Source organism: Corynebacterium sp. UMB0012, assembly GCF_030216265.1.
GTDB lineage: Bacteria > Actinomycetota > Actinomycetes > Mycobacteriales > Mycobacteriaceae > Corynebacterium.
On the sequence record NZ_JASOKQ010000010.1, the window covers coordinates 41,440 to 67,813 of the forward strand.

At 58.9% G+C, this 26,374-nt stretch carries 25 protein-coding genes and 2 tRNA genes; 14 read left to right on the plus strand and 13 right to left on the minus strand.

Annotated features, from left to right (window positions below):
- Positions 1 to 11 precede the first annotated feature (11 nt).
- From QP324_RS06490 to QP324_RS06515, 6 genes are all read left to right on the plus strand, one after another.
- On the plus strand, positions 12 to 692 hold the full coding sequence (locus QP324_RS06490; RefSeq protein ID WP_284815160.1) for a metal-dependent transcriptional regulator: 681 nt from the start codon (positions 12 to 14) through the stop codon (positions 690 to 692).
- Between the two features lie 115 nt (positions 693 to 807).
- Positions 808 to 1,275 (plus strand): class Ib ribonucleoside-diphosphate reductase assembly flavoprotein NrdI, encoded by a 468-nt coding sequence (gene nrdI / locus QP324_RS06495; protein WP_005324049.1) that lies wholly within the window; start codon positions 808 to 810, stop codon positions 1,273 to 1,275.
- Between the two features lie 50 nt (positions 1,276 to 1,325).
- Positions 1,326 to 3,521, plus strand: coding sequence for a class 1b ribonucleoside-diphosphate reductase subunit alpha (gene nrdE, locus QP324_RS06500; protein WP_005324048.1), 2,196 nt, complete (start codon positions 1,326 to 1,328; stop codon positions 3,519 to 3,521).
- Between the two features lie 52 nt (positions 3,522 to 3,573).
- On the plus strand, positions 3,574 to 4,599 hold the full coding sequence (gene nrdF / locus QP324_RS06505; RefSeq protein ID WP_023020918.1) for a class 1b ribonucleoside-diphosphate reductase subunit beta: 1,026 nt from the start codon (positions 3,574 to 3,576) through the stop codon (positions 4,597 to 4,599).
- The gene (locus tag QP324_RS06510; RefSeq protein ID WP_152691224.1) at positions 4,580 to 4,855 is read left to right on the plus strand and encodes a hypothetical protein; all 276 of its coding nucleotides are present in this window, start codon (positions 4,580 to 4,582) and stop codon (positions 4,853 to 4,855) included. Before nrdF ends, QP324_RS06510 begins: the two co-directional genes overlap by 20 nt.
- 39 nt (positions 4,856 to 4,894) lie before the next feature.
- On the plus strand, positions 4,895 to 5,476 hold the full coding sequence (locus tag QP324_RS06515; protein WP_005324045.1) for an NADPH-dependent FMN reductase: 582 nt from the start codon (positions 4,895 to 4,897) through the stop codon (positions 5,474 to 5,476).
- Positions 5,477 to 5,654: 178 nt separating this feature from the next.
- Here the strand turns inward: QP324_RS06515 and tig are convergent, their stop codons facing one another.
- From tig to QP324_RS06530, 3 genes are all read right to left on the minus strand, one after another.
- Complete coding sequence (gene tig / locus QP324_RS06520) at positions 5,655 to 7,013, minus strand: trigger factor (protein WP_005324044.1); 1,359 nt, start codon at positions 7,011 to 7,013, stop codon at positions 5,655 to 5,657.
- A 90-nt stretch (positions 7,014 to 7,103) separates the two neighbouring features.
- Positions 7,104 to 7,177 (minus strand) — tRNA-Pro (locus tag QP324_RS06525).
- 134 nt (positions 7,178 to 7,311) lie between these two features.
- On the minus strand, positions 7,312 to 8,136 hold the full coding sequence (locus QP324_RS06530) for a DUF1542 domain-containing protein (protein ID WP_284766979.1): 825 nt from the start codon (positions 8,134 to 8,136) through the stop codon (positions 7,312 to 7,314).
- Positions 8,137 to 8,257: 121 nt separating this feature from the next.
- On the opposite strand from QP324_RS06530, the gene QP324_RS06535 reads away from it, so the two are divergent.
- The 5 genes from QP324_RS06535 (at position 8,258) to QP324_RS06555 (ending at position 10,697) form a co-directional block, all read left to right on the plus strand.
- Positions 8,258 to 8,332 (plus strand) — tRNA-Gly (locus QP324_RS06535).
- Between the two features lie 120 nt (positions 8,333 to 8,452).
- Positions 8,453 to 8,650: a nitroreductase family protein gene (locus tag QP324_RS06540; protein ID WP_284815161.1), complete on the plus strand. Its 198-nt coding sequence runs from the start codon at positions 8,453 to 8,455 to the stop codon at positions 8,648 to 8,650.
- Positions 8,596 to 9,144 carry a nitroreductase family protein gene (locus QP324_RS06545; protein WP_284815162.1) on the plus strand — a complete coding sequence of 183 codons (549 nt, stop codon included), beginning with the start codon at positions 8,596 to 8,598 and terminating at the stop codon, positions 9,142 to 9,144. Before QP324_RS06540 ends, QP324_RS06545 begins: the two co-directional genes overlap by 55 nt.
- Before the next feature lie 68 nt (positions 9,145 to 9,212).
- Entirely contained in the window at positions 9,213 to 9,845 is a 633-nt protein-coding gene (locus tag QP324_RS06550; protein ID WP_239278334.1) for a hypothetical protein, read from the plus strand.
- 18 nt (positions 9,846 to 9,863) lie between these two features.
- Positions 9,864 to 10,697 carry an aldo/keto reductase gene (locus QP324_RS06555; RefSeq protein WP_225746539.1) on the plus strand — a complete coding sequence of 278 codons (834 nt, stop codon included), beginning with the start codon at positions 9,864 to 9,866 and terminating at the stop codon, positions 10,695 to 10,697.
- 86 nt (positions 10,698 to 10,783) lie between these two features.
- Here QP324_RS06555 and QP324_RS06560 read toward each other — a convergent pair whose 3' ends face one another.
- Positions 10,784 to 11,257, minus strand: coding sequence for a ribose-5-phosphate isomerase (locus tag QP324_RS06560; protein ID WP_005327249.1), 474 nt, complete (start codon positions 11,255 to 11,257; stop codon positions 10,784 to 10,786).
- A gap of 116 nt (positions 11,258 to 11,373) precedes the next feature.
- Here QP324_RS06560 and QP324_RS06565 point away from each other — a divergent pair, with 116 nt between their 5' ends.
- Positions 11,374 to 11,778 carry an MFS transporter gene (locus tag QP324_RS06565; protein ID WP_225746538.1) on the plus strand — a complete coding sequence of 135 codons (405 nt, stop codon included), beginning with the start codon at positions 11,374 to 11,376 and terminating at the stop codon, positions 11,776 to 11,778.
- On the opposite strand, the gene QP324_RS06570 is transcribed toward QP324_RS06565, so the two are convergent.
- Entirely contained in the window at positions 11,775 to 12,398 is a 624-nt protein-coding gene (locus QP324_RS06570) for a disulfide bond formation protein DsbA (RefSeq protein WP_284815164.1), read from the minus strand. The two genes, QP324_RS06565 and QP324_RS06570, sit on opposite strands and share 4 nt — an antisense overlap.
- A 98-nt stretch (positions 12,399 to 12,496) precedes the next feature.
- Between QP324_RS06570 and pepN the strand changes: the two genes are divergently transcribed.
- Positions 12,497 to 15,013, plus strand: a complete 2,517-nt coding sequence (pepN, locus tag QP324_RS06575) for an aminopeptidase N (RefSeq protein ID WP_284815166.1) — start codon at positions 12,497 to 12,499, stop codon at positions 15,011 to 15,013.
- Here pepN and QP324_RS06580 read toward each other — a convergent pair.
- From QP324_RS06580 to QP324_RS06610, 7 genes are all read right to left on the minus strand, one after another.
- The gene (locus tag QP324_RS06580; RefSeq protein ID WP_284815168.1) at positions 15,010 to 15,789 is read right to left on the minus strand and encodes a GntR family transcriptional regulator; all 780 of its coding nucleotides are present in this window, start codon (positions 15,787 to 15,789) and stop codon (positions 15,010 to 15,012) included. The two genes, pepN and QP324_RS06580, sit on opposite strands and share 4 nt — an antisense overlap.
- Before the next feature lie 75 nt (positions 15,790 to 15,864).
- Positions 15,865 to 16,581: an SDR family oxidoreductase gene (locus QP324_RS06585; RefSeq protein WP_284815169.1), complete on the minus strand. Its 717-nt coding sequence runs from the start codon at positions 16,579 to 16,581 to the stop codon at positions 15,865 to 15,867.
- A gap of 65 nt (positions 16,582 to 16,646) precedes the next feature.
- Positions 16,647 to 17,861, minus strand: coding sequence for an alkylhydroperoxidase domain protein (locus tag QP324_RS06590; protein ID WP_284815170.1), 1,215 nt, complete (start codon positions 17,859 to 17,861; stop codon positions 16,647 to 16,649).
- Positions 17,862 to 17,890: 29 nt separating this feature from the next.
- Positions 17,891 to 19,513, minus strand: a complete 1,623-nt coding sequence (locus QP324_RS06595) for an ABC transporter ATP-binding protein (RefSeq protein WP_284815171.1) — start codon at positions 19,511 to 19,513, stop codon at positions 17,891 to 17,893.
- Entirely contained in the window at positions 19,513 to 20,325 is an 813-nt protein-coding gene (locus QP324_RS06600; RefSeq protein ID WP_284815172.1) for an ABC transporter permease, read from the minus strand. The genes QP324_RS06595 and QP324_RS06600 overlap by 1 nt, the downstream gene beginning before the upstream one ends.
- On the minus strand, positions 20,322 to 21,335 hold the full coding sequence (locus tag QP324_RS06605; RefSeq protein WP_284815174.1) for an ABC transporter permease: 1,014 nt from the start codon (positions 21,333 to 21,335) through the stop codon (positions 20,322 to 20,324). The genes QP324_RS06600 and QP324_RS06605 overlap by 4 nt, the downstream gene beginning before the upstream one ends.
- A gap of 3 nt (positions 21,336 to 21,338) precedes the next feature.
- The gene (locus tag QP324_RS06610) at positions 21,339 to 22,994 is read right to left on the minus strand and encodes a TIGR04028 family ABC transporter substrate-binding protein (RefSeq protein ID WP_284815176.1); all 1,656 of its coding nucleotides are present in this window, start codon (positions 22,992 to 22,994) and stop codon (positions 21,339 to 21,341) included.
- Positions 22,995 to 23,196: 202 nt separating this feature from the next.
- Here QP324_RS06610 and QP324_RS06615 point away from each other — a divergent pair, with 202 nt between their 5' ends.
- Positions 23,197 to 25,065 carry an FAD/NAD(P)-binding protein gene (locus QP324_RS06615; protein ID WP_284815178.1) on the plus strand — a complete coding sequence of 623 codons (1,869 nt, stop codon included), beginning with the start codon at positions 23,197 to 23,199 and terminating at the stop codon, positions 25,063 to 25,065.
- 35 nt (positions 25,066 to 25,100) lie between these two features.
- Here the strand turns inward: QP324_RS06615 and QP324_RS06620 are convergent, their stop codons facing one another.
- Complete coding sequence (locus QP324_RS06620; RefSeq protein ID WP_239278349.1) at positions 25,101 to 26,258, minus strand: cystathionine gamma-synthase; 1,158 nt, start codon at positions 26,256 to 26,258, stop codon at positions 25,101 to 25,103.
- Positions 26,259 to 26,374 lie beyond the last annotated feature (116 nt).

The window sequence follows — 26,374 nt, forward strand, 5'->3', positions numbered from 1 at the left end:
AACATTTACTCATGTCTGTTTCCGAGCTGTCCACCAGTACCCAGAACTATTTGAAAGCTATCTGGGGGCTAAAGGAATGGTCATCCGAGCCCGTTACCGCCACGCTTATAGCGAAACAGCTGGGACTCAAGCTCTCCTCGGTTTCCGATGCAGTGCGCAAAATGGCGAAGCAAGGGCTCGTGTCACACACGCCCTATGGCTCTGTGGAGTTAACCGAACTTGGCAGGCAGTACGCATTGGTCATGGTGCGCCGTCACCGATTGCTTGAGTCTTTTTTGGTTCAAGCATTGGGCTACACCTGGGACGAAGTCCATAATGAAGCCGAAAATCTCGAACACGCGGTGTCTGACATGCTCATAGAACGTGTGGATAAGTTCCTTGATTACCCCACTAGGGATCCGCACGGCGATCCTATCCCTACGGTTGATGGACAGATCACCATCCCCAGTGCGCATCGCCTCACCGACAGCGGTGCACAATCGCGGGTGACCGTGGAACGCATTTCTGATTCCGACCCACAACTGCTGAAGTTCCTTGAAGAGCGCGGCATTGTCACTGGGGCTGTTCTTAGCACGCGCGAGGGAGCGCCCTTTTCAGATTCTCTCGAAATACAGGTGGCCGGCGGCACTCAGTGGGTAGTACTTGGACGCCCAGCTACCGACGCAGTGTTTGTAGCACACCACAACCTTTAGACATTCCCCTTTGCATTAATCCTGCTCTCACCTGCCCTTTTCAAAACTACGTTAGACCGTAGTTGCAACTACGGCATTGCGTAGTTAGTCTTTTCGAATATCACCTACCCCACTTATGGCTAAGGCCAGGATGAGCAGGATTGCCATGTCAGACTCACCAGATTTGGTGTACTTTTCCAGCGTTTCAGAGAACACGAAAAGATTCGTCGAACGCTTAGATAGACCCGCGGTGCGCATTCCACTGCGCCCCAAGAAAACCGGGATGATCCAGGTTTCACACCCGTACGTACTCATCGTTCCCACCTACGGCGGCGGCTCGCTCAAACGCGCAGTCCCCAAACAGGTCATCGACTTCCTCAATGACCCAATCAACCGCTCCTTTATCCGGGGCGTTATTACCTCAGGGAATACCAACTTCGGAAGTGCTTACTGCGTCGCCGGACGCATCATTTCCGCCAAGTGCCACGTACCGGAGCTGTATCACTTCGAGCTTCTCGGCACCCAGAAGGACATCGCCGCCGTAAAGCAGGGCCTTCAGAAGTTTTGGGAGCAGCAAAAGCAGCTAACGATGACACCCCATTAATCCCCCACAAGATGAAGAACACATCCGCATCACACAGATTGGAAAACACAATGTGGCCTCTTGATGCCACCCCCACACAGACTATTGGCGCTACGCCCCGCACCGCTTCAGCAGACAATGCCGGCGGTGTCGGCAAGCGCAAGAGCTACCACGCACTCAACGCGCAGCTGAACTTGTTCGACGCTTCTGGAAAAATCCAGTTTGACAAGGACATTCAGGCAGCACAAGACTATGTCACGCACCATGTCGCTCCCCGCATGCATCAGTTCGATTCCACCAAGCAACGCTTGGAATGGTTGGTTGATAACGAGTACTACGAGCGGGATTTCCTTGAGCTTTATGATGACGCCTTTCTGTGCGCCATGTACGACAGAGCACATCGAGTTAAGCATCAGTTCCGCACCTTCCTCGGCGCATTTAAGTTCTTCACTTCATATGCACTGAAAACCTTTGATGGCTCCCGATTCCTAGAAGGCTACGAAGAACGCGTCGCCACCACAGCTTTATACCTTGCACAGGGCGACGAAGAGCTCGCAGAAAAGCTGGTGGATGACATCATGACCGGACGCTTCCAGCCCGCCACCCCTACTTTTCTCAACGCAGGCAAAGCCCAGCGCGGCGAAATGGTCTCCTGCTTCCTCCTGCGAATCGAAGACAATTTGGAGAGCATTGGCCGCTGCGTGAACTCTGCACTGCAACTATCAAAGCGCGGTGGTGGAGTGGCCCTGTTGCTGAGCAATCTGCGCGAATCCGGAGCCCCGATCAAAAAGATTGAGAACCAGGCTTCCGGCGTAGTCCCAGTCATGAAGATTCTCGAAGATAGCTTCAGCTATGCCAACCAATTGGGCTCCCGGCAGGGCGCTGGAGCCGTCTACCTGCATGCGCACCATCCAGATATTCTTCGCTTCCTGGATACCAAGCGGGAAAATGCCGATGAGAAAGTCCGCATCAAGACTCTTTCGCTGGGGGTTGTTATTCCAGATATAACCTTCCGTCTGGCCAAAGAGAACAAGGATATGCATCTTTTTAGCCCGTATGACATCGCTCGCGAGTACGGCGTAGCCATGTCTGACATGTCCATCACCGAGTACTACGACGAGCTGGTTGCCAATCCGCGAATCTCTCACACGACCATTAAGGCCCGCGAGTTTTTCACCACGCTGGCTGAGCTTCAGTTTGAATCCGGATACCCCTACATCCTCTTTGAGGATACGGTCAACCGCGCTAATCCCCTCAAAGGACATATCAATATGTCCAACCTGTGTAGCGAAATCCTCCAGGTCAACACGCCATCGACCTACGGAGCTTCGGGTGACTACACCACCGTTGGCCAGGATATTTCCTGCAATCTAGGTTCGCTCAACATTGCGAAGGCTTTTGAATCGCCGGACTTCGGGGAGACCGTCGAAACCGCAGTGCGTGCCCTCACGAAGGTTTCAGACCTGACGAATATCGAAGCTGTTCCCTCCATCGCTCACGGAAATGCTTCCATGCATGCCATTGGTCTGGGCCAAATGAATCTCCACGGCTTCCTTGCTTCACAGCGTATTCCTTATGGCTGCGCCGAGGCACTGGACTTTACAAATATCTATTTCCTCACGGTGACCTACCATGCGCTCCGCGCATCCCATGCACTCGCGGTTGAAAAAGGTCAACGATTCACAGGCTTCGAAGAATCCACCTATGCCACTGGCGCCTACTTTGACAAATACATCGACCAAGACTGGGCGCCAGCCACTGAACACGTAAAACAGCTCTTCCACGAAGCAGGCGTGCAGATCCCTCAACGCGAGGATTGGCTACGGCTCAAGAATCAAGTGATGCAAGACGGCATCTACAACGCCTACTTGCAGGCAGTTCCACCCACTGGATCAATTTCCTACATCAATGACTCCACCGCGTCCATCCACCCAATTGCCTCCAAAATTGAAATACGCAAGGAAGGCCGCTTGGGGCGCGTGTACTACCCCGCGCCGGAAATGACCAACGACAACCTGGAGTATTTCGATGACTCCTACGCCGTGGGATACGAAAAGATCATCGACACCTACGCCATGGCCACCCAACACGTGGACCAAGGGCTTTCCCTGACCTTGTTCTTTACCGCTGATACCACCACGCGGGACATCAACAAGGCACAAATCTATGCCTGGAAAGCCGGAATCAAGACCCTCTACTACATCCGTTTACGCCAATCCGCGCTCCAAGGAACCGAGGTCGAAGGCTGCGTCTCCTGTGCTTTGTAGGAGCACGGTCCTCCCCCTTGTCCACAACCATTCACTCAGAAAGAAAGAAGCTATGTCGTCAACATCGAATAGTGCTGAACTAACCAGCATTTCAGTTACTCCGCCGAGCTACCGGCATGATCCTTCAGCCCGCATCCGCGCCATCAATTGGAACCGGGTGAGCGATGACAAGGATCTTGAAGTGTGGAACCGTCTAACCGCCAACTTTTGGTTGCCAGAGAAGGTCCCGCTTTCTAATGATCTCCCGGCGTGGCAGAAGATGACACCCGAGGAACGCAACCTCACCATGCGGGTGTTCACGGGACTCACCACCCTGGATACTGTCCAGGCCACCGTGGGTGAAATCTGTCAGATTCAAGATGCCCGCACCGAACACGAGGAGGCCGTGTATACCAACATCGCCTTCATGCAGTCAGTCCATGCCCGTTCATACTCTTCAGTGTTTTCTACCCTGAGCAGTACAAAGGAAATTGATGAAGCATACCGCTGGGCGGTGAATAACGACCTTCTCCAGGCACGCGCTAAGAAAGTTCTCGCGCACTATTTTGGGCCGGATCCACTCAAACGCAAGGTGTCATCGACGTTGCTTTCCTCGCTGCTTCTCTACGCGGGTTTCTATCTTCCCTTGCACTTTTCTGTCCACGCCACCCTGACAAATACGGCAGACATGATCCGCCTCATTCTGCGTGACAAGGCAGTGCACGGCTACTACTCGGGTTACAAATATCAGCGCGGTCTGGAATCCACGACCCCGCTACGGCAGAAGGAGATGCATGATTTCACCATTTCTTTGCTCGAAGAGCTTTATGCACTAGAGCTGGACTATTCCGGCGAGCTATATGAGCCTTTGGGACTCATGGATGATGTAGCCGTGTTCGTTCGCTATAACGCCAATAAGGCACTCATGAATTTGGGCTACCCGGATTATTTCCCGCCCGAAGAAACGGAAGTGAACCCAGAAATCCTCGCGGCCCTAGCCCCCGGAGCAGATGAGAACCATGACTTCTTCTCCGGATCTGGTTCCTCCTATGTCATTGGTACTGCTGAAGAAACGAGTGATGATGACTGGGATTTCTAAACCTTTTCCGCGACCGGACCAAGGAAGCTGGCTTGAGACCATCGCGCTGTTTGAAGCCATCCGCGAAGGAAACCAACCCGCAGCCATGCGGCTGTTGAATACATCCGCCGCACGAGAGGCCGTCCTCGGGGGGCTTCTAGGACTCATCGAACTGTACTTCCGCCATGAAGAAGGAAACAAAGTAGATGGCTTCCTCACCGCCGCCCACGCTGCCGGCCCACCACCGGCCTTTGGCTGCAAGCCTTTTCTCCCTTGACCACGTCTCCCTACACCCAACTAAGAAAGAAGGTTTACCATGACCACCCCACGTATCAGCGTTATCGTCGGCAGCCTGCGCCGAGAGTCATTTGCACGCAAGATTGCACACGAGGTGCTCACGATGATCCCTGAAGGCTACGAGGCAAACATCGTGGAAATCCGTGACTTGCCGCTCTATGACTTCGACTACGATGACCCCGCCGTCACGGACAAGCCCACTCCGGCTGAGTACACCACCTTTCGCGAGACCATCAAGAACTCGAGCGGGATCCTCTTCATTACGCCAGAGAACAACCGCACTATCCCTGCCTGCCTCAAAAACGCAGTGGACATCGGCTCTAAACCCAACTCAGATGTGGCGTGGAAGAACCTTCCCGCAGGTATCATTAGCCACTCTGTAGGCCGCATGGGCGGCTACAGTTCACAGAAGAACCTTCGCCTCGCTCTGTCCTACTTCGACATGCCGCTCCCTGGTCAGCCCGAAGTATTTCTGGGCCAATCCCCCACCCTTTTCGAAGAGTCCGGACATCTCAATCAACGTACCGCAGACTTTGTCAAGGATTACGTTATGCGCTTCCTGCAGTTGACCGACGAGGCCTTTAGAGCCAAGAACGGCTAGCGGTATCCCCAGCCAACACACATCACATCACGCCCTCTTCGAAGTACTCAAAGACTCCTAGAGGGCGTCCACAATGACACAAACCCCGGATTCAGGCTCATCCTTGAGTTACCTGAATCCGGGGTTTCATGCGCGCTCGCCACCACACATGTGGCAGCAGCGCGTTACAAGTGGGAGATTACTTCTCCTCGGAAGCTTCTGCAGCGTCCTCTTCTTCGATTTCACCGAAGTACTGGTCAACGTCTACGTCATTGCCCTCTTCATCCTTGACGGTGGTGCGGCAGATAGCGGCAGCCAGTGCCTTGCCACGGCGCACGTCAGAGAAGAGGTTTGCGATCTGGCCGTTGGACTGCAGCTGCTGGATGAACTGGTTCGGGTCCATGCCGTAGGACTGAGCGGTGAACAGGATGTGGTCGGTCAGCTCCTGCTGGGAAACTTCCGGCTCTTCCTTCTCGGCTACGGCGTCAAGGAACAGCTGGGTGCGGACGGACTCTTCTGCTTGCTCGCGAGTCTGCTTATCAAACTCTTCGCGGGAGGTGCCCTGTGCCTCAAGGAGCTGAGCCAGTGCCTTCTCATCGTGAGCCAGCTGGCCCAGGATCTGGTGCAGCTGGGAGTGTGCCTGCTCGTCCACTACGGACTGCGGCAGTTCGAATTCAACCTCAGACAGTGCGGACTTCAGAACCTCATCGCGGATCTGTGCAGCCTGCTCAGCCTTCTTGGTCTCCTCCACCTGGGTCTTGGTGGACTCACGCAGCTCGTCCATGGTGTCGAACTCAGAAGCCATCTGAGCGAACTCATCGTCCATAGCCGGCAGCTTGCGCTCCTTGGACTGCTGGACGTGGACCTTGATGGTGGCCTCTTCGTCCTTGTGCTCACCGGACTGGATGGTGGAGGTGAACTCGTTATCCTCACCGGTCTTCATGCCGCGCAGGGCAGTGTCCAGACCCTTGATAAGGTCATCGTCGCCAATGCGGTAGGACAGGCCCTCGGTGGAAGCGTCTTCAATCTTCTCGCCGTCAATCTCAGCGGTGATGTCGATGATGGCGTAGTCGCCGGTCTTCATCTTGCGCTTGGTGTCCTTGAGCTCACCAAAGCGCTCTGCCAGCTCCTCCAGAGCCTTGTCGACGTCCTCTTCGTCAGCCTTCAAGGCCGGGACGGTAACGGAGATCTTGGAGAAGTCCGGAATCTCAAACTCAGGGCGGATATCAACCTCTGCGGTGAACTCCACGAAGTCCTTGTCCTCGATCTTGGAAATGTCAACGTCCGGCTGGCCGATGACCTTCAGATCGTTTTCCTTGACTGCCTGCTCGTAGCGGGAAGGCAGCATGTCATTGACAACCTGCTCCAGGATGGGGCCGCGGCCGAAGCGAGCATCAATAAGCTGGCGCGGTGCCTTGCCCTTACGGAAACCTGGAATAGAAACCTGCTGCGCGATTGCCGCGTAAGCTTGATCGATTTCCTGGTCCAGCTCCGCAAACGGAACGTTGACGGTGAGCTTAACGCGGGTATCGCTCAGCTTGTCTACGGTGGTCTTCACGAGTGAATCTCCCTGGCTTCATTGTTTTACGTACATAAACTTAAAGGGGGTCCGGAAATCCTTATTAGGGCATTTCCAGACCCCCATACGTCGGGGCGACAGGATTTGAACCTGCGACCCCCTGCTCCCAAAGCAGGTGCGCTACCAAACTGCGCCACGCCCCGTATGTAGGCCACCAAGTTGCCTTGGCTGCGTTGCATACCTGAGACAGTGTACCGTGTCCGTTTTAAATCTCCTAAACGGACCCCCACCTAATGGAATCAACGCAGCACAGAGGCCACTTTTGACAGCCATGCGGCTAGAAATCGAAATCAAACATTCCGTCAAAGAATCCGCCGCCATCACCATCGCCAAGGCCATCAAACAGGCCGCCGCCGTCATCGCCGCCGCCCATGTCACCGGCGCCGCCAGCATCGCCAGCGTCACCACCCATGTCGCCAGCATCGCCCATGCCTTCACCGCCACCCCAGTCGCCGCTTTCAGCAGCGGCCGCGGAATAGCCAATGCCAGACATACCGGAGAATAGGGCATTAAACATCATGGAGTAGCCCACCATCCACACGCCGGTCTGCAAAGCATCCGCCCACCACGGACGGGAATACCAACCCGCCGGAACCGGACGGCCGGCCACGGTTCCGCCTGGGTAGTAGTTCGGGGTATCCGCGGAGGCGTACGGCGAAGCAGTGATCTGCTGGCCATTCGCTTCCACCGTGCGCTTTTCCGTCACCTTGCCGGCGGCGCGCTGCCCCTCGAGCGGTGGCAGCTCTGGGCCCGGGTTCATGCCCATAATCTCGCGCGCGGCATTCACATAATGCATGCCTTCCAAAGCGGACTCACGCGCTAGGTTCGCCTGCTTTGCGGTGGTGGCGCGTGAAATCGCCGAGTTAGCTGCCGTGAAACGCTCGGACGCATCGGCCATTGCCTGTTGGGAGGCAGAGTCTGTGCCTGAAATCTGCATTACTTGGCCACCCAGGCGTTCAATCCACCGGCGAGCGTCAGCTTGTGCATCAGCCAATTGCTGCGCTTCTCGTTCCTCGCGGCGTTTTTGGGAGTTGCGCGAAGACATAAACCACGCGCCTCCGCCCACTGCCAGCACAAGGAGCAAAATTTCCACTACGATCATCGCTTTCTATTGGTAGGGCCATTCCTCTTATAACAACGGCTCAAGCGCCACCCTAGTTCCCTATTTTCATTTTTGCCCCCGCGTGCGCTAAAGTATGGCGCAGCGTTCAATAGCGCGCTGTGGGAATGTCGTATAGTGGCTAATACCTCAGCCTTCCAAGCTGAAGACGCGGGTTCGATTCCCGTCATTCCCTCCATTTTTCGCCCATCGTTCAGGTGGGCGATTTTTCGTTTTCCACTTACTCCAGTCCCGCCCATCCCCGCTGGACCCACATGGTTTACGGCGGACACATGCGGCGAAGTGTAGGGTGGCGCGCATGACTTCAACCAATAAGTATTCCGAATTTATCCGCAACCGCCATTCTCCCCGTGCGTTCCTGCCGGAACCCATGCCGGTAGAAGACATCAAGCAGGTCTTGGAGGATGCTCAATCCGCACCGTCCAACTCCAATACCCAGCCGTGGCACGTGCACGTGGTGGGAGGGGAAAGCTCAAGGAGCTCAGCGCTGCGCTGATTAAGGAATTCGATACCAACGGCCTTAGCCCAGACTTCACCACCGATTACGGTGAGGGCATCCACCCCCAGCGTTCCCAAGAACTGGCCGCCAAAATGTACGGGCTGCTTGGCATTAAGCGCGAAGATAAAGAAGGCCGCGTAGAGTTCATCCGCGAAAACCTGCGCTTCTTTGGCGCACCCCATGCGGTACTGCTTTTTATCCCGCCGATGGGCGACCGCATCCGCGCCGCCTTTGACCAGGGAACCTACACCGAAAACTTCCTGCTTTCCCTCGAGGCACATGGTTATCACGGCATCCCGCAAGGCATGATTTCCCTGATTGCGCCAACCGCACGTAAATTCCTCGGCGTGGATGAGGACTACAAACTGGTCACCGCCATTACCTTTGGTACGGCCGATGAATCTAGCCCAGTCTTTAACACGGCTCCGGGCCGCGCGCCGCTCTCAGAGACCGTGACGGTGCACGGCATCGAGGGACTAGAGCTCGATTAATACCGCGGCGGTGATTTGTGTGGGCAAAGTTGGCCGAAGGGGGCGTCGGCAAGCATAGAATTGAGTCCATGGATATCACTCTTGCGACCTTTGACCATGCGCCTGAGACCGCACTGCGCGGCGTTCGGTTTAAAAACACGTGGGTGCCTTCGGAAACGTATGCGGACTCCCGCCGCGGCACCCTGACCGGCCAGTACCCGCAGCGCCAGGCCACCACGCGCATCAGCGAGGTTTTTGCTGGGGTGGGCTATGAGGTCCGCGAAGACACGCAACCGGCCGGTGAAGACGTCTTTCGCCTCCTAGAACAGCCCAGCCTGGAGGAACTCGACCAGGTTGAAGGCGTCATTGCCGTCTGCTCCCTGCTGGGCGGAAATGCCCCAATGTCGGTGCTGTGGCCGGGTGTGGCGGAAAGCGGGGAGAATAACGAGCTGGTCTCCCCTATTGACTTGGCTCCCACCCTCGCCGCCATTGCCGGGCTGGATGTGCGGCCCAATGCGCGCCTGTCCTTCGATGGGTTGAACTTGGTTCCGGTACTGCGCCATGGTGCCTCGGGGCACGCCGCGTTGTTCTTTGACAATGGCGTGCGCATGATAGATGCCGCGCTTATCGACGACACCGCTACCCCACCCCATGAGCGCGCCCGCCTGCAAGATGAGTGGGAGACGTGGAATAAATTCATCACGCTCGGCCCGCTGCAGTAGATAGGTAGTCTGGGGCGCATGAGCGTACCTAACATCACCCTGAATGACGGCAATACCATCCCGCAGCTGGGCTTCGGCGTATTCCAGATGGACCCGGACAAGACCGAAGCGCTGGTAGCCGAGGCCCTGCGGGTGGGCTATCGCCATATCGATACCGCCGCTATCTATGGCAATGAAGAAGGCGTAGGTAAGGCTATTGCCAAATCCGGCATCCCTCGCGAGGAACTTTTTGTCACCACCAAGCTGTGGAATGACCGCCAGACCGATGCCGCCGCAGCACTCGATGAGTCTTTGGACAAGCTCGGCCTAGAGTATGTGGATCTCTACCTCATCCACTGGCCTACCCCGGCGAAGGGAACCTACGTCGAGGCCTGGCAGCAGCTCATTGAGCTGCAGAAGCAGGGCAAGGCAAAGTCCATCGGCGTCTCCAACTTTGAGCTGGAACACTTGGAGGAGCTGGAGCTCAAGACCGACGTCAAGCCGGCGGTCAATCAGGTTGAGCTTCACCCTTACCTGCAGCGGTGGCGCGAGCTGGATGCTTTCCGCGCCCACACCGTAGCTATCGAGGCATGGGGGCCTTTGGGCCAGGGTAAGAGCGATATCTTGGACGCGCCCGAGGTCACCGACGCCGCTGCGGCGCACGATGTCAGCCCAGCGCAGGTCGTCATCCGCTGGCACCTGCAGAATGGCGTCATCCTCTTCCCTAAGTCCGCCACGCCATCGCGCATCGCGGAGAATTTCGACGTCTTTGGCTTCGAGCTCACCGAGGACGAGATGGCTGCCATTACCGCCCTGGATGAGGGCGAAGAGGGGCGCGGCGGTCCGCACCCGAATGACATGAATGACGCTTAAGCCTTAGCGCCTCGGCCAAGCCGGCCGAACCACACAAATAAACGCCGCGGAACCAGCTTTGGTCCGCGGCGTTTATTCCTCGTGGCTTAGGCCTCCGGCAGCTCTGGGGCGATGCCGGTGCGCTCGTATTCCGCCAAGATGTCGATGCGGCGCTGGTGGCGCTCCGCGCGGGACCATTCTTGGTCCAGGAAAGCATCGACGATTTCCAGTGCCTGCTCCTCGGTGTGCATACGACCACCGATGCCGATGAGCTGGGCATTGTTGTGTTCGCGGGCAAGGCGGGCGGTCTCTGCGGACCACGCCAGTGCGCAACGAGCACCCTTGACCTTATTGGCGGCAATCTGCTCGCCGTTGCCGGAGCCACCAAGCACGATGCCCAGGGAGCCTGGGTCATTGACGGTGCGTTGTGCCGCTTCGATGCAAAATGCCGGGTAATCATCCTCGGCATCGTAGGTATGGGCTCCGCAGTCAATGACTTCGTGGCCCTGCTTGGTGAGGTGTTCAGCAATCAGGTTCTTGGTTTCGAAACCTGCGTGGTCTGCTCCTAGATATACGCGCATGGCCCACATCCTACCGGCCCGGCGCGCCTTGAGGAGGCTTAGCGCCCACCCTGTTTCGTATTACATTGTCTTGATAAGCTCGCGGGCAACCACTATCGCTATAAAGGAGGAAAGTCATGCCTATAACCAAACCAGTCCTCGCGCTCTACGGCGGGAGCCTTCTCGCCTGCATCATCCTGCTTGGTGTTCAGGTTTCCGGCGCCGGAGGCTTCCTCCTCCCGCTTATCACGAGCATTCTTGCCACTTTGGCTCACCTAGGCCTGGGTGTGTGGTGGATTGCACAAAAGGTGCGCGGGAACCCGCGGGCCAACGGGGGCGCGATTGCGGCCGGCATTATCGCGCTTCTCGCTGGAGCCTCGTGGGCATCCTGGGCGCTAGTCGCGTGGGACGACTTTCGGGCCGGCATGGAACTTCCCTCTATCAATATCGCAGGTCTGCCGGCATTCATCTTGACCCCACTGACCATCGCACTGTGTGTCGGCGCCGCAATTCAGCTGCGCCGACGTAAAAAGACCGCTTAGTTTTCCTCCACCTGCGGCATCTCGGTGCGGGAGCGCTTGAGCTCGAAGAAGTAGGGGTACTGGGCAAGGCGCAGGGAGGCGTCGAAAAGCTCGCCTGCTTCTTCACCGGTAGGGATACGGGTAATGACTGGGCCGAAGAAGGCGGTATCACCCAGCTTGATAACCGGGGTGCCTACCTCATCACCCACAGAAGAAATGCCGTTGTGGTGGTACTCATGCAGCTTTTCGTCATAATCCTCGGTATTGGCTACCTCGGCGAACTCTGCTGGGAGGTCCACCTCCGCTAGGGCCTGAGCGATGATGTCATCATAAGCGCCAAAGCCGGTGCGCCCGCCATTGCCCTTGGCGTGAACCAGGGTGCCCATCGCAGTGTAGAGCTCGTCTACCTTCTCAGGGCGTTCGGCCTTGACCTTGGCAAAGACGCGGGCTGGACCCCAGTTAGCCTTCATCATGTCCATGTAGGTGGAGTCAAGATCGCGGCCGTCATTGAGCACGGAGAGGGACATCGGCTCGAACTCGACCTCAATGTCGCGTACCTTTTCCACTTCCTTAATCCAGCGCGAGGTAGCCCAAGCGAAGGGGCAGGATACGTCGAACCAGAACTTTACTGCGTCAGCCATAAATACTCCTCTGATTGAAAAAGTTTGCCCCACCAGCCTAGGTGCACGACTACTGTGGATGCAGAACTATTTTTCAGCTTAGAAGGAGAATATAGGCTATGACCTCTATAAACCTGACTCGCGAGGAAGCTGCCCAGCGCTCCCGAATGATCGAGGTAGACCACTACGACGTCACTTTAGACCTCAAGTATTCAGACACCCACTTCCTGTCCACCACGAAGGTGAGCTTTACCTCGCGAGAGATCGGCTCGACCTTTATCGATCTGCGCGCCGAGGAAATCCAGGAGGTACGCCTCAACGGCAACCCGCTGCCCACTGATTCCTATAACCCCACCTACGGCATTCCCCTGTCTGGCCTCCAGGTAGCCGATTACACGCTAGAAGTCACCGCTACGATCCCGTATTCCCGCACCGGCGAGGGCCTGCACCGCTTTGTGGACCCCGCCGATGACAAGGTCTACCTTTATACCCAGTTTGAAACCGCCGATGCCAAGCGAGTCTTCGCCTGCTTTGACCAGCCGGATATGAAGGCCACCTACGCGCTGCATTTCAAGGCGCCCGAAGAGTGGACCATCATTAGCAATGGCCCGGTGAACTGGGAAGGCGATGTAGCCAGCACGGCTATTGACTATCCATTGTCCACCTACCTGGTAGCCCTGTGCGCCGGCCCGTACCACGAGGTCACCGATACCTGGCACGGCGAGCTAACCGCGCACCCAGAGGGCAAGCCGGCCCAAAAACTCGAGGTGCCACTCGGCATCTACTGCCGCGCTTCGCTCGCCCACGCACTGGATGCCGAGCGCCTATTTACCGAGACCAAGCAGGGCTTTGATTTCTACCACCGCAACTTCGGTTTCCCCTACCCCTTTGGCAAATACGACCAGATTTTCGTGCCGGAGTTCAACGCCGGCGCGATGGAGAATGCCGGCTGCGTTACCATCCGCGATGAGTACGTCTTTACTTCCCAGGCCACGCACTACAAGTACGAGCGCCGCGCCGATACCGTCCTACACGAGTTGGCCCATATGTGGTTCGGTGACTTGGTCACCATGCAGTGGTGGGACGATTTGTGGCTCAATGAGTCCTTCGCCACCTGGTCCGCGGCCATCTCGCAGGCGGAGGAAACCGAATACGATACCGCGTGGGTGACCTTTGCCAATGTGGAAAAATCCTGGGCCTATCAGCAGGATCAGCTGCCGACCACCCACCCGATTTCCACCGACGCCAGCGATATCGAAACGGTGGAGCAAAACTTCGATGGCATCACCTATGCCAAGGGCGCTTCGGTGCTCAAGCAGCTGCAGGCTTATGTCGGCCGCGACAACTTCCTCGCCGGTGTGCGCCGCCACTTCGCCGCCCATGCATGGGGCAATGCCACCTTTGATGATCTGCTGCGCCACCTAGAAGAGGCCTCCGGCCGCGACCTTTCCTTCTGGGCGCAACAGTGGCTCAAGACCTCCGGCATCAATACGCTCAGCGTGGCGCTCAATGCGGATGAGTCTGGCACGATTACCCATGCTTACCTCACCCAGGCCGGCGATACCCTGCGCACCCACCGCGTGGCGGTAGGCCTGTATAACCTGCAGGACGGCAAGGTGGTGCGCACCGATCGCATCGAGATGGATATCGATGGCGCTACCACTGAGATTCCAGAGCTCATCGGCCGCCAGTTGGGAGACATTGACTTCCTCCTACCCAACGACGATGACCTGACCTATTGCCTCATCGAGCTGGACGCGGGTTCCCTGCAATTCCTGCTGGACAATATTGATAAGTTCGCCGATCCCATGGCCCGTACCCTGTGCTGGTCTACCGCGTGGGAGATGACCCGCGCCGGTACTATGCGCGCCCGCGATTTCATCCAGCTGGTTGCCCGCGGCATGCAGGCGGAGACGGAGCTCGCCGTCCTCGAACGCATTGTCTTGCAGGCGTCTAGCGCGTTGAAGAACTATGCCGACCCGCACTGGGCCGCCCAGAGCACCCTGCTTGCCGACGCCCTCCTTGACGGCGCCCACAGCTCCGATGCCCAGCGCTCCATCATCTGCACCCAGGCACTGGCGAAGATTCGCCTGCACGATAGTGCGCGCGACTATCTGCGCGGCGTGCTCGAGTCCTCCGCGGATGCGGGACTGCGCTGGTCCGCACTGGCGGCACTTGCCGCCGATGGCGCGATAGAGGACGTCCCCGCTGCCGCGGATGCGCAACTCGAGCGCGATAATTCCGCCACCGGCTACTACTCTTCGCTGCGTGCCCGCGCAGCCGTGGCAACCGCCGAGAACAAGCGCGCGATATGGGAAGAAATCGTGGCGGGAAATCTCACCAACCGCGAGCTCACCTCCAAGCTGGAAGGCCTGCTCTACCCGCATAGCGATGAATTCCTGCCCACCGCGGAGTTCTTCGACATCGCAAAAAAGGTATGGTCTTCCCAGTCCTCCGAGGTGGCACTAACCACCGTGACGGGTCTCTTCCCTTCCTGGGATATCACCCACAAGGGCCTAGAACGCGCCGATGCCTTCTTGAAGAAGGAGCTGCCGGGTGGTCTGCGCCGCACGGTCACCGAGCAGCGTGACCGCGTGGCCCGCGCGCTGCGCAACCGCCAGGTAGACGCTGGCTAAGCCGGCTTTCCCGCGCCGTTGCCCTGGCCCGGTAGGGGTTGCGGCGCGGGATCCTCACCCAGGACCACCTCGACGTTGGCGATATCAGAGCGCAGCGACTCTTCAATATAGGCAAAGACCGCGCCCGATTTAGTCTTTAGCAGCCGCACGAACCGAAGCAGCGGGTGCGATCGGCTCACGTGCAATAGTTTCTGCTCTTCGGTGCGAGCGGTAGCGGCGCGCATGCTCTCGCGCTTAAAGACGGGCTTGAGGTTGTAGCCAGCCAGGATTTCCATAATGGGCTCGCGCAGATCGTGTTGATTGAGATCGGGAGCCATATCTACCGGGATGGTGTAGCGCGAAAGGATGACGGGCTTGCCATCGACGGTATAGAGGCGCTTGATATCCCACGCAAAGGTGGAATCGCTAACACCCAGTACCGCTGCCACATGCTTGGGCACGTGGGCTTTGTTAACCGAGACCACGCGTACGGCGGTGTCGTGCCCGCGCTCGCGCAGCTGGGTGACGATATTGTCCTTGTTGGTCAGGCTCAGTGTAGGGGGAACCGTGCGCACGTAGGTGCCACCACTGCGCCCGCGGCGGCGGTCAATGAGGCCTTCTACCTCCAATATGTCTAAAGCATGGCGCACGGTCATGCGTGCAACATGAAATTCCCGGACCAATTCGCGTTCGGTAGGAAATTTCTGACCGGGTTCTAATTCATTGCGTTCGATCTTGTCGCGTAGGGCATCCGAGATACGGAGATAGGCGGGCCGCTTTCGGCTTTGGGAACTCACAGCCCCCGAGTGTAATGGACACCCCTGGAAACCAAACCCATTAATGTGTGATGTCCATTACCACTACTTGCGTTCCTACTTGCGCAGATGTAACTCGATTCGCGGCCTGACCTGGATTTCCGTCAGCTGAGTGGTGGGGCCTGCCTCTACCACGGTACGAATGGCACGAGCCACCTCAGCCGGGGCAATAACCTGGGAGGGATCATAATCCTGCAACCCCTTAAGCATCGGGGTATCGGTAGGCCCTGGAGCCACGGTGGATACGCGGATTCCCGGCTCAGAGATGCGCAGTCCATCGGCGAGTGCATACAACGCGTGCTTGGTCGCCGCGTAGATGACGTTATCGCCGTAGCTGTGGCGTCCAGCGCCAGAGTTAATAAAGACCACGGTGCCTTCCGCTTTGCGCAGCTGCGGCAGCAAGGCGCGGGTCAGTTCTGCAGGGGCATGCACGTTGAGGTCCATGTGCGCACGCCAATTTTCCGGCGTGGCTTCCTCCACGGAGTACTTGGTAGCTCGTGCAGCAGCGTGGACGAGCACGTCCACGCGGTCCAGCTCCGGCAGTTTCATGCCTTCATCGAGGCCGGCGACGAGGTCGATGACTACCGGCGTAATAGAGTCCGATTCGGGCAGTTCCGCCGCGCTACGGCCCAGTGCATACACGTGGTAATCACCGGCTAGGTCAGCGATGATCTCGCGCCCCATGCCGCCGGTAGCGCCGGTGACAACGGCGACCTTCTGCGGGGTTTCGCTCTCCGCGTGTGCTGGTGCGGTGGCATTCTTTGTATCAGTCATGCCGCCCCATCATAGGGATCCTTTGCTTTAAGCGCCGCACCGGACCAGTCACCGGCGGTAGCCGATTAACGGAAGCGCTTAGGCACGTCCGGCTGGCCCAAGGTGAGCATCAAGCGATTAGCCCAGTTGAAGAAGGAGGAAGCGTAGATGAGGTCCAAGATGGACTGATCATCGAATCCGGCCGCACGCAGGTCCGCGCATAGTGCCGCATCGAAGGCGAAGGGGGTTTCCGTCAGCGCCACGGCGGCGCGACGGATAAGGTCCCATTCCTTTGAGCCAAGGTCAGCATCGATGCCCTCGTCCAAGAGGCGGTCTACGATTTCACGGTCGCCACCTTCCTGGACGCACCGCGCCTGGTGCACGGAGGCACAGTACTCGCAGCCGTTGTAGCGCGAAGCCACAGTAGCGGCGAGCTCGCGGTCCGCACGGGAGAGCCCACCTTCGGTGTTATAGAAAATGTCCAGGTCAGTCAGCGTGCGCGCCTTCAAGGCCGCAGGGTCGCGGGCGAGCAAGCGGAAGTACTCGGAATCGATACGCTCTGGCTTGATGAGGGCATCAGTATGCACCGCGGTGAAATCCTCCTTCGCCAGCGCCTCCACCCAGGGCTTCCAGCCCAGGGAGTGGTTGACAAAGTGGTCCGGCAGCACAGTATTGGGCTGCAACGCGTTCGCGGTTACCTCCCAACCCGGATCGGCCACGCCGGCGGCGCGCTCGGCTGCGGGGTGGGGTGCGGAATCCTCGCCAGAAAGTACGCGCAGGCCGTGGACCACGCGCAGCTGGAAGGCCAAAAATGCCACCAGCTGGGACAGGCTGATGATATCCGTAGCGGACCATCCTGCGGCATCGAGGTGCCCGATGGCCTGCGGGGAGGCGTCCTTAGGGTGGAAAGCCAGAAGGTGCGCCCAATCAAAGGCCGCAGCTAGGCGTGTGCCCAGCGCGGCTTCCGCGGCGGTATCGCCGAAGATAAGGAAATCACCCTGGTGATACGGGCCGGTGGACACACCGCGCTGGCTCGCGGCGCGCACGGCGGCAACAAGGTCCTCGTCGGCCTCATCTTCCAGCAAGTCGAAGTAGAAATCCGCAGCCTCGCTTGCCCGGTAGATTGCAGCGGTAAAAGCCGCTACGGCATAGCGCTCCGTATAGGAGAACTCGCCTGGTTCTGCAGGCTCGAGCAAAGCGCTAAAGCTCAGTTGCGCATTGTCCTGTGCATCGTGTCGCGCACGGCGCAGCTGTTGCACCTCGGCGGTGGCGTGGGAGAGCTCATTAATAATGTCGGTCATATTTTCAATCCAACCTTTCTGGGGCGCGGTTATAGCCCCAAGTTTAGGTCTCCGGCACGATAGCGGGAGCCTGGGATGGCGTCAATTAGCTGGCGCGTGTACTCGGTTTCCGGATGCGCAAAAACCTGCGCGGTAGGTCCGGATTCCACTTGCGTGCCGTGGGAGAGCACGGAAACGGTATCGGAAATTTGATTAACTACCGCCAGATCGTGGGAGATGAAGATATAGGTAAGCTCCAGCTCGCGCTGTAGCTCGTCGAGCAAGCGCAGGATCTGCGCCTGCACGGTGACGTCGAGCGCGGACACGGCCTCATCGAGCACCACGAGATCGGGCTCAATGATCATGGCGCGGGCGATGGCCACGCGCTGGCGTTGGCCACCGGAGAGCTCGCGGGGACGGCGGGAAGCCATGGAAGAATCCAAGGCCACCAAATCAAGAAATTCGCGTGCTTTGGCACGCGCATCCCGCTTGGAAGCGCCGGTGAAATTGCGCACCGGTTCGGCAATAGTATCGCCGATGCTCAAGCGCGGATCCAGCGAACCAAAGGGATTTTGGTAGACCATCTGGATTGAACGGCGCAGCTCGCGACGGCGCTTGCCACGGGCGGAGCTAATCTCTTCCCCGCCCAAGCGAATGCTGCCGGAGGTGGGCGTGCTCAACAAGGAAATGGCTCGGCCGGTGGTGGTCTTACCGGAACCGGACTCCCCCACCAATGCATGGGTGGTGCCTCGGGCCACGGAAAAGTTGATGTCCTCCACCGCGGTAAAATCCCCGAAGCGTTGGCTCAGCCCCTCCACCTCGAGCAGGGTTTCGCGGTGCGCGGGCGCGGCGGCCCGCACAGGAGCTGCGGCCGGGGAGGAAGTGGGGGCGGTGAGCGAGGGGGCGTCGGCAAGCAGGCGCTTGGAGTAGGCGTGCTGGGGATCGGTGAGCACGCGGGCAGCAACGCCCGACTCGCGGACAGTGCCCTTTTCCATCACCACGATGTTATTGGCACGGTCGCCTGCCACGGCCAGATCATGGGTAATGAAAAGTATGCCCATGGTGAGCTCTTCGCGCATCTCATCCAGGAGGTCCAGGATGATCTTCTGCACGGTGACATCGAGCGCGGAGGTAGGCTCATCGGCGATGATGAGCTCCGGCTCCAATGCCACGGCCGCGGCAATGAGCACGCGCTGCTTCATGCCGCCGGAAAGCTCATGCGGGTACTGGTGATAGCGGCGCTGCGGATCATCAATGCCCACGCGCTCCAAAAGCTCCAGTGCACGCTTCTTCCGGGAGGCCTTATCGCCCTGCCCATGGATGGCCATGCCCTCCTCCACCGAGGCACCGATAGTCTTGAGCGGGTTAAGCGAGTTATTGGGATCCTGCGGAATCAAACCAATGCGGCGACCGCGCAACTCCCGCCACTGCTTTTGGGAATACTGGGTAACGTCGTGGCCGTCGACAGTAATGGTGCCAGAAACGATCGACGCATTGTCTGGCAGCAGGCCAATGGCGGCCATGGCGGAGGTGGACTTGCCGGAACCGGACTCGCCAACGATGGCGGTCATTTCGCCAGGGTTTACCTCGAGCTCAATGCCGCTTACCGCTTCTACCTCACCGTGCGCGGTGCGGTAGGTAATGGATAGATCACTAATGCTAAGCAGGGACATTAGGCCGCCTTTCGAAGTGTCTGGCTGAGGTGGTTAGCCGCGAGGACCACGGCGACGATCACAATGCCCGGGGCGATGGTCAACCAGCCGGCCGTGGCGATGTAATCGCGCGATTCAGAGATGAGCAAGCCCCATTCCGGGGTTGGGGGCGGTGCGCCATAGCCCAGGAAGCCTAGGGTGGCTAGCTGCAAAATGGCCAGGCCAAATTGCAGGGCTGCTACAGCGAAGACCGCAGTGAGTGAATTGGGAAGAATATGGCGCATGAGTACCTGGAAGGAAGAACCGCCGGAGCCATAGGCGGCCTCGACGAAATCGGAGCCGGCGACGCTGAGCACCTGGGAACGTGCAAGGCGCGCAAAGGTGGCCACGGAGGTGATACCTACGGCGATGGCGGCATTGAAAATGCCGTGTCCGAGCACGATGATGACGGACAGGGAGAGCAAGAGTCCGGGGATGGACAGCAGCACGTCCACGATGCGCATGATGACGGCATCGACCCAGCCGCGGCGCACGCCGGCGATGATGCCCAAGATGGTGCCGACGATGAGGCCGAAAAGGACGGCCAGCAGCGCGCCGAGTAGAGATTGGCGCGCGCCATAGACCACGCGGGTATAGAGATCGCGGCCGACGGCGTCGGTGCCGAACCAGTGTTGGAAGCTGGGTTGCAAGAGCGCCGTGGTGTCCCCGCCCTGGTTAGGGTCCTGGGAGGTAAATAGTTGGGGGAACAGGGCGCAGAGCACCGCCAGGCCCAGCACAATCAGCGAGATGATGGTGCCCGGGGTGAGCTTCAGCTGTGTGGATTTAAGCTTCATGCTTGGACCTTCTTCTCGTTCGTTGCGGTGGTATCGGCGGTGGTGGCAGCGGTGGCGGAGCTAGGTGCAGCCTCGTGCTCGCGCTCGCGCAGGCGCACGTCAAGCACTGGGTAGAGCAGGTCCACAATCAGATTGATAAGGACAAAGACGGCGGCGGCAAGCACCACGATGGCCAGCAGCACCGAGGTATCACGGTTAGCCACCGCATCCACGGTCAGCGCGCCAATGCCGTGGCGGGCGAAGACCGCTTCCGTCACCACTGAGCCGCCGACGAGCTCACCAAAGGTAAGGCCAGCCATGGTCAGCGCCGGCAGCAACGCGTTGCGCAAGACGTTGCGCCACAACAACCAGGCGCCGCTAGCACCCTTGGCGCGCACGACCTGCACGAAGGACATATCCATGACCTCATCGATGGAGCGCAGCAGCACCTGCGCCAGCGGCGCGGCCACGAAGATACCCAGGGTAATTACCGGCAGGATGAGGTTTTGGGCGTCGCTCGCGCCGATGACCGGCACCCAGCCCAAGCCAAAGGAGAATATCTGGATCAAAATGATGCCGATCCAAAAGGTGGGCAGGGAAACCATCACGGAAGGCAAGCTGCGGAAGAAACTGCGCAGCCAAGAAAATGGGCCAAAGGTGGAGACAATAGCCACCACGAAAGCCAAGACCACGCCTACGAGGAAGGCGAAGACCGCCAGCGCCAGTGTGGAGGGAAGGGCATCTGCCAGCATTTCCGATACGGCGGTACCGGTGGCGACGGAAAAGCCGAAATCACCGGTGAGGAATCCGCCGAGCGCGCTGAAATAGCGGCTCACGATCGGTTCATCGGCACCATAAACCTCGCGGATGGCGGCCAGCTGCTCGGCGTTGAGACCCAAGTTGGGGTTGTCATAGCGGGTCGCGACGGCGTCACCAGGCAGTGCTGCTAGGAGGATGAAAGAAAGGGTGAAGGTTGCCCAGATGACGAGCACGGCTTGGCCGATGCGCAGGGCAATAGTTTTCAGGCTCATGGTTTAGTCCTCCCCTTCTGTGGGGTTGATGTCTACCGCATAGAACGACGGACGGCCAATGGCCTCGGTGCTAAAGCCCTCGATATAGGGCTGGAAACCATAGACCTGCGGCTCTTCAAACATGGGCAGGATATAGGCCTGTTCGGACAGATAGTCCTGCATGCGGCCGGTCATGGCGAGGCGATCCTTTTCACTGCTGAGGTTGAAGTAGTCCTCCACCAGTTTCTGCAGCTTCTCATCGCCAAAGCTATCGGTCTTCTCGTCATAGTTGAGGAAAGAATTGCGCCCGGTGCCATCCAGCCACGTGGCCAAGGTGTCCACATTGGCACGGCCGGTCATGGTGTGGCGTACCTGCACGGTGTCTTGGTCCTTCATGGCCTTTTGCTGCGCAGAGCGGTCGCCTGGGCTGAGGTTGGCCTCGATGCCGACGTTCTTGAGCATCTCCTGGGCCTTGGTGAACATCTCTTTAGAGCGCGGCTGTGGGACGGCTTCATTGAAGGTCACGGACAGGCGCTTGCCGTCCTTTTCGCGAATGCCCTCTTCACCTGGGCGCCAGCCGGCCTCATCGAGCAGGCGCTTGGATTCTTCTGGATCGAAGGCATAGTTCGCGGACTGATCCTTATAGCCAATAGCCGTCTTGGCCAGAATCGATGTGCCCTTGGGGTAGGAATCAGAAAAGAGAGTGTCCAGGATGTTGTCGCGGTCAATGGCGTGGATGATGGCCTGGCGCACTCGCTTGTCTTCCAAGAGTGGATGGCGGAAGTGGAAGTGGAAGCTATTGTTCACGCCACGGGTGGGGGCGGCGAAAATCTGCAGGTTTTGATCCTTCAGGTGTTTCTCATCGGGAGCTTCGATCTGGCGCGCGACATCGGACTGGCCGGCTACAAGCGAGCCCACGCGCACGGAGTCTTCGGCCGCGAGCACGATATTGATGCCCTCAATATCGGCCGGGCCCTGGTGGTCCTTGCGGGCCGGAGGCGCCCAGTCATAATCCTCGCGCTTCTTGAGCACCAGCTTGGTGCCCAGCTCTTCTTCCTCAATCACGAAGGGGCCAGAACCGGAAATCGCGGTGGCATTGCCCGGCGCGAAGCCGGTGTCATCCAAATCCAGGGTGGCATTAGAAAGCAAGCCCTGGTTCATCACGGAGGTGGACTGCGGGAAGCCTGGGGAAGGCTCGCTGAAGTAGAACTTCACCGTGTAGTCATCGATGACCTCGGACTTTTCATAGTTGGGCAGCTGCTCCGATGGAGTGAGCATGCGATCTTCGTCGCCTAGGGCATAAAGGTCATAGTTCTTCTTCACGTTCGCGGCATCTAGGCGGGAGCCATCAGAGTAGGTCACGCCCTTGCGAATCTTGAAGGTGAATTCGGTGTTGTCCTTGTTTGCCTTGGGCATCTCCTCCGCAATCCACGGGTGCAGCTCGAGGGTATCCGGGTCCTGCCAGAGCAGGCGGTCCGTGATGTTATTGAGCACACCACCGTTGGGGTAATAGCCGCCGGAGGGTGGATAGAGGTTGTTGAACATATTGGGCTCGACATAGGTGACCATGCCATCTTCCGCGGCGTGGGAAGTAGAGGCGCACGAGGTAAGCGAGAGAGCTAGCGCGCCGCTGGCCAGGACCGCGGCCACGGGCCGCAGGAGCCGAGAAAGTTGCTTCATAAAAGCTCGAGTTCCTTTAAGTCTTAAGTAGTACTCGCCCATTAGACCACACTCATACCCCCAATTACAAGACCGGACGGTCTACCGTATTACCTGCCAAAACGGCTTAACAAAATGATCACGGTAGACTGAAAGGTCTATTTTGCTCTTACTGCCAGGTCCAATGATCCTGAAAGGGCCTGAATGTGGCACGATAGGAGGTATGTCTACTCCAGCAATCGCGATCGTCGGAATGGGCCCGCGCGGCATTTCCATCTTGGAACGCCTCTCCGCCCGCATGGACGATTCCAGCGACCCCATTACCGTCCACCTCATCGATGATGCCCAGCATGGCGCCGGCCGCATCTGGGAAACGGACCAAACCAAGACCCTGTGCATGAATACTCGCGCCGGGGCGGTCACCCTCTTTACCGAGCCCGGCTCCACCGTTGATGCCCCTGTGCTCGAGGGGCCCATTCAATACGAGTGGATTCAGCTGTTGCGCGGCGATGGCGAGAATATCTCCGCAGCCAAGCGCGAGCTTTTTGAGCAGCATCCACCGGCCGCACATATTGCCCAGGACTACCGCGAAGAGCTCGCGGCTACCCGTCCCGAATCCAACCCTTCGCGCGCACTGTATGGCGAATACCTGCGCTGGGTCTATGACGTGGTCATTGCGCGGCTACCCAAGAGCATTTCCACCGTAAATCACTTCAGCAGGTTGGAGACCATCACTGAGGACGAGGGCATAGACGTCCTCCACCTGGCCGATGGCTCCGAGGTGCGCGCCGATGCCACGGTGCTGGCCTATGGCTGGATGATTCCGGAATACAACGAGCAAGAAAAGCAGTTGGCCGCTTCCGGCTTGAACTGGATCGCCCCTAATAACCCGGTAGAGCAGGACTACGCCGCCATTCCGGGCGGCGAGGACGTGCTGGTGCGCGGTCTGGGCATGGGCTTTTATGACATCATGGCGCTGACCACCATCGAGCGCGGCGGCACATTCGTGGAGGACCCTTCCGCGCGCTCCGGCCTGCGCTATGAGCCTTGCGGCCAGGAGCCCAACTTCATTATTTCCTCCGGCCGCGGCTACCCCTACCACCCCAAGTCCGAGTACGGCGAGCTGCCGCCTACCATGCCGCGCCGCCGCCTGAAAAATGTCATTGCGGAGCTCAGTGGCACCCAGGACATCGACTTTGACGCCCAGGTCTGGCCTGCCATCGCGCGCGATAGCTACGAGGCCTATATCACCACCTTGGAGCGCGTGCGCCCGGATTCCCTCCTGCGCCCGCGCGCAGAGATTCTCGAGGCCATCGATGCCACCGCCCCCGATGAGCTGGGCGCGGCCATTGCGCCCATGGTCACCGAGCCATGGGACATGAACGATCTCATGTACCAGATTGCCGGGTTTACCGGGGACATCGCTGAGCTCACCGAGCACATTGCCCAGTCCATGGAAGGCGATATCCGGGAGGCCGCCGCCGGCCATGACTCCCCCATCAAGGCCGCGCTGTGGTCGCTTTCGCAATCGCGCAAGCCGGCCTCCATCCTCGGCGCAGAGGGCCGCTACACCCGCGAGTCCCGCACCGGCCGCTACGGCCAGGTCATGTCCTTTGGCCAGATGATCGGCTCCGGCCCGCCGCTCTTCCGCGTGCGCCAGTTGCTCGCGCTTGTCGACGCCGGCCTGGCCCACTTCTTAGGCGATCACCCCACCGTGTCCATCGAGGCCGATCACTTCACCTTGACCTCCGGCCCGCGCTCGGCTTCGGCGTCCACGCTTGTCGACGCCTTTATGCACCGCCCCGACATCCGCACCGCCGGCGATGCCATGACGCGCTGCTTGGTGGATTCCGCCCGCGTGCGCCCCTTCCCCGATCACGGCCAGCCCACCGGTTCGCCGGAAACGGATGGGGCCACCCGCCGCACCGTTCATCCGGACGGCGAGTTGGATGCGCGCCTGCACATCGTGGGCATCCCCACCTATTCCCAGTGGCCGGACACCACCATTTCCCCCATGCCGGGCACGGACCCGCTCATGCTGCAAGAAACCGACAAGGCTGCCGGTTCCCTTCTTGCCGTGGTGCGCTCCTAGCCACGGCACCTGCGCTATGGGACCAGTGCCGCGGCCTATAGAGCGTCGAGGGCCTGCTCCAAGTCCGCGAGCAGGTCATCGATGTCTTCGATACCGATGGAGACGCGCACCAGATCCTCCGGCGGCACCAGCTCGGACCCTTCCGCGGATACGTGCGTCATATTCTTCGGATGCTCGATGAGCGATTCCACTCCGCCCAGCGATTCTGCCAGGCAGATAAGCCGCGTATTGAGGCAGATCTGCTTGGCATGCTCCGCACTGTGGAAGCGCACGGACATCATGCCGCCGAAGCCACGCATCTGCTGTGCTGCCAGCGCATGCCCCGGGTGCTCCTTGAGCCCTGGGTAGAGCACCTGCTTGACCTCGGGTCGCGCCTGCAAGAATTCCGCTACTCGCTGCGCATTCGCGCAATGGCGGTCCATACGCACCGACAGCGTCTTGACGCCACGGGCGGTTAAGTAGGCGTCGAAAGGCGAGCTCACCGCGCCCACATTGCCCTGGAAGTAGAGCAGGCGCTCGTCCACGTGGGCGTCATTAGTAACTACCGCGCCACCTAGTACATCGGAATGCCCGCCCAGGTACTTGGTGGTCGAGTGCAGCACGTGGTCGGCGCCGAGTTCCAGGGGGTTCTGCAGGTAGGGCGTGGCAAAAGTATTGTCCACCAGCACCTGCGCATTCCCCTTAATCTTGGCCACCGCGGCAATATCGGTGATATTTAGCGCCGGATTAGTGGGCGTTTCCAGCCAGATGAGCTTGGTATTCTCTTGGACCGCGGCGGCAACCGCTGCGGTATCGCTGGTGTTCACGATGGACATCTCCACGCCCCACTCGGTGAAATCATTGAGCAGGCGGTAGGAACCACCGTAGGCGTCATTGCCCAAAATGACGTGATCTCCTGGGCGCACCAAGATGCGGATCAGCGTATCGGCGGCGGCCATGCCGGAAGAAAACACGCGCGCATACTCCGCGCCCTCCAATGCCGCTAGGGTGCGCTCGAGCGAGCGCACGGTCGGATTGGCCACACGGCCGTATTCGAATCCGCCGCGCAGCTGCGCCAAGCCGTCTTGCGCAAACGTGGTCGAGGCATAGATCGGCACGTTGATAGAGCCCATGTGCGGATCCGGGTGATAGCCGCCATGGATGGAACGGGACGTAAAGCCTTGAGCGAGGTTCTGCGTGCTGCGTTCAGTCATAGCACCACAGTCTAGACCAAGCTGTTCATTTCCAACCGAGAGATGGGTATTTATTTTCACACTCTCAGACACCCACGACTCATCGCACTTTCAGCCTCTGCCCTTACAATGGGCGC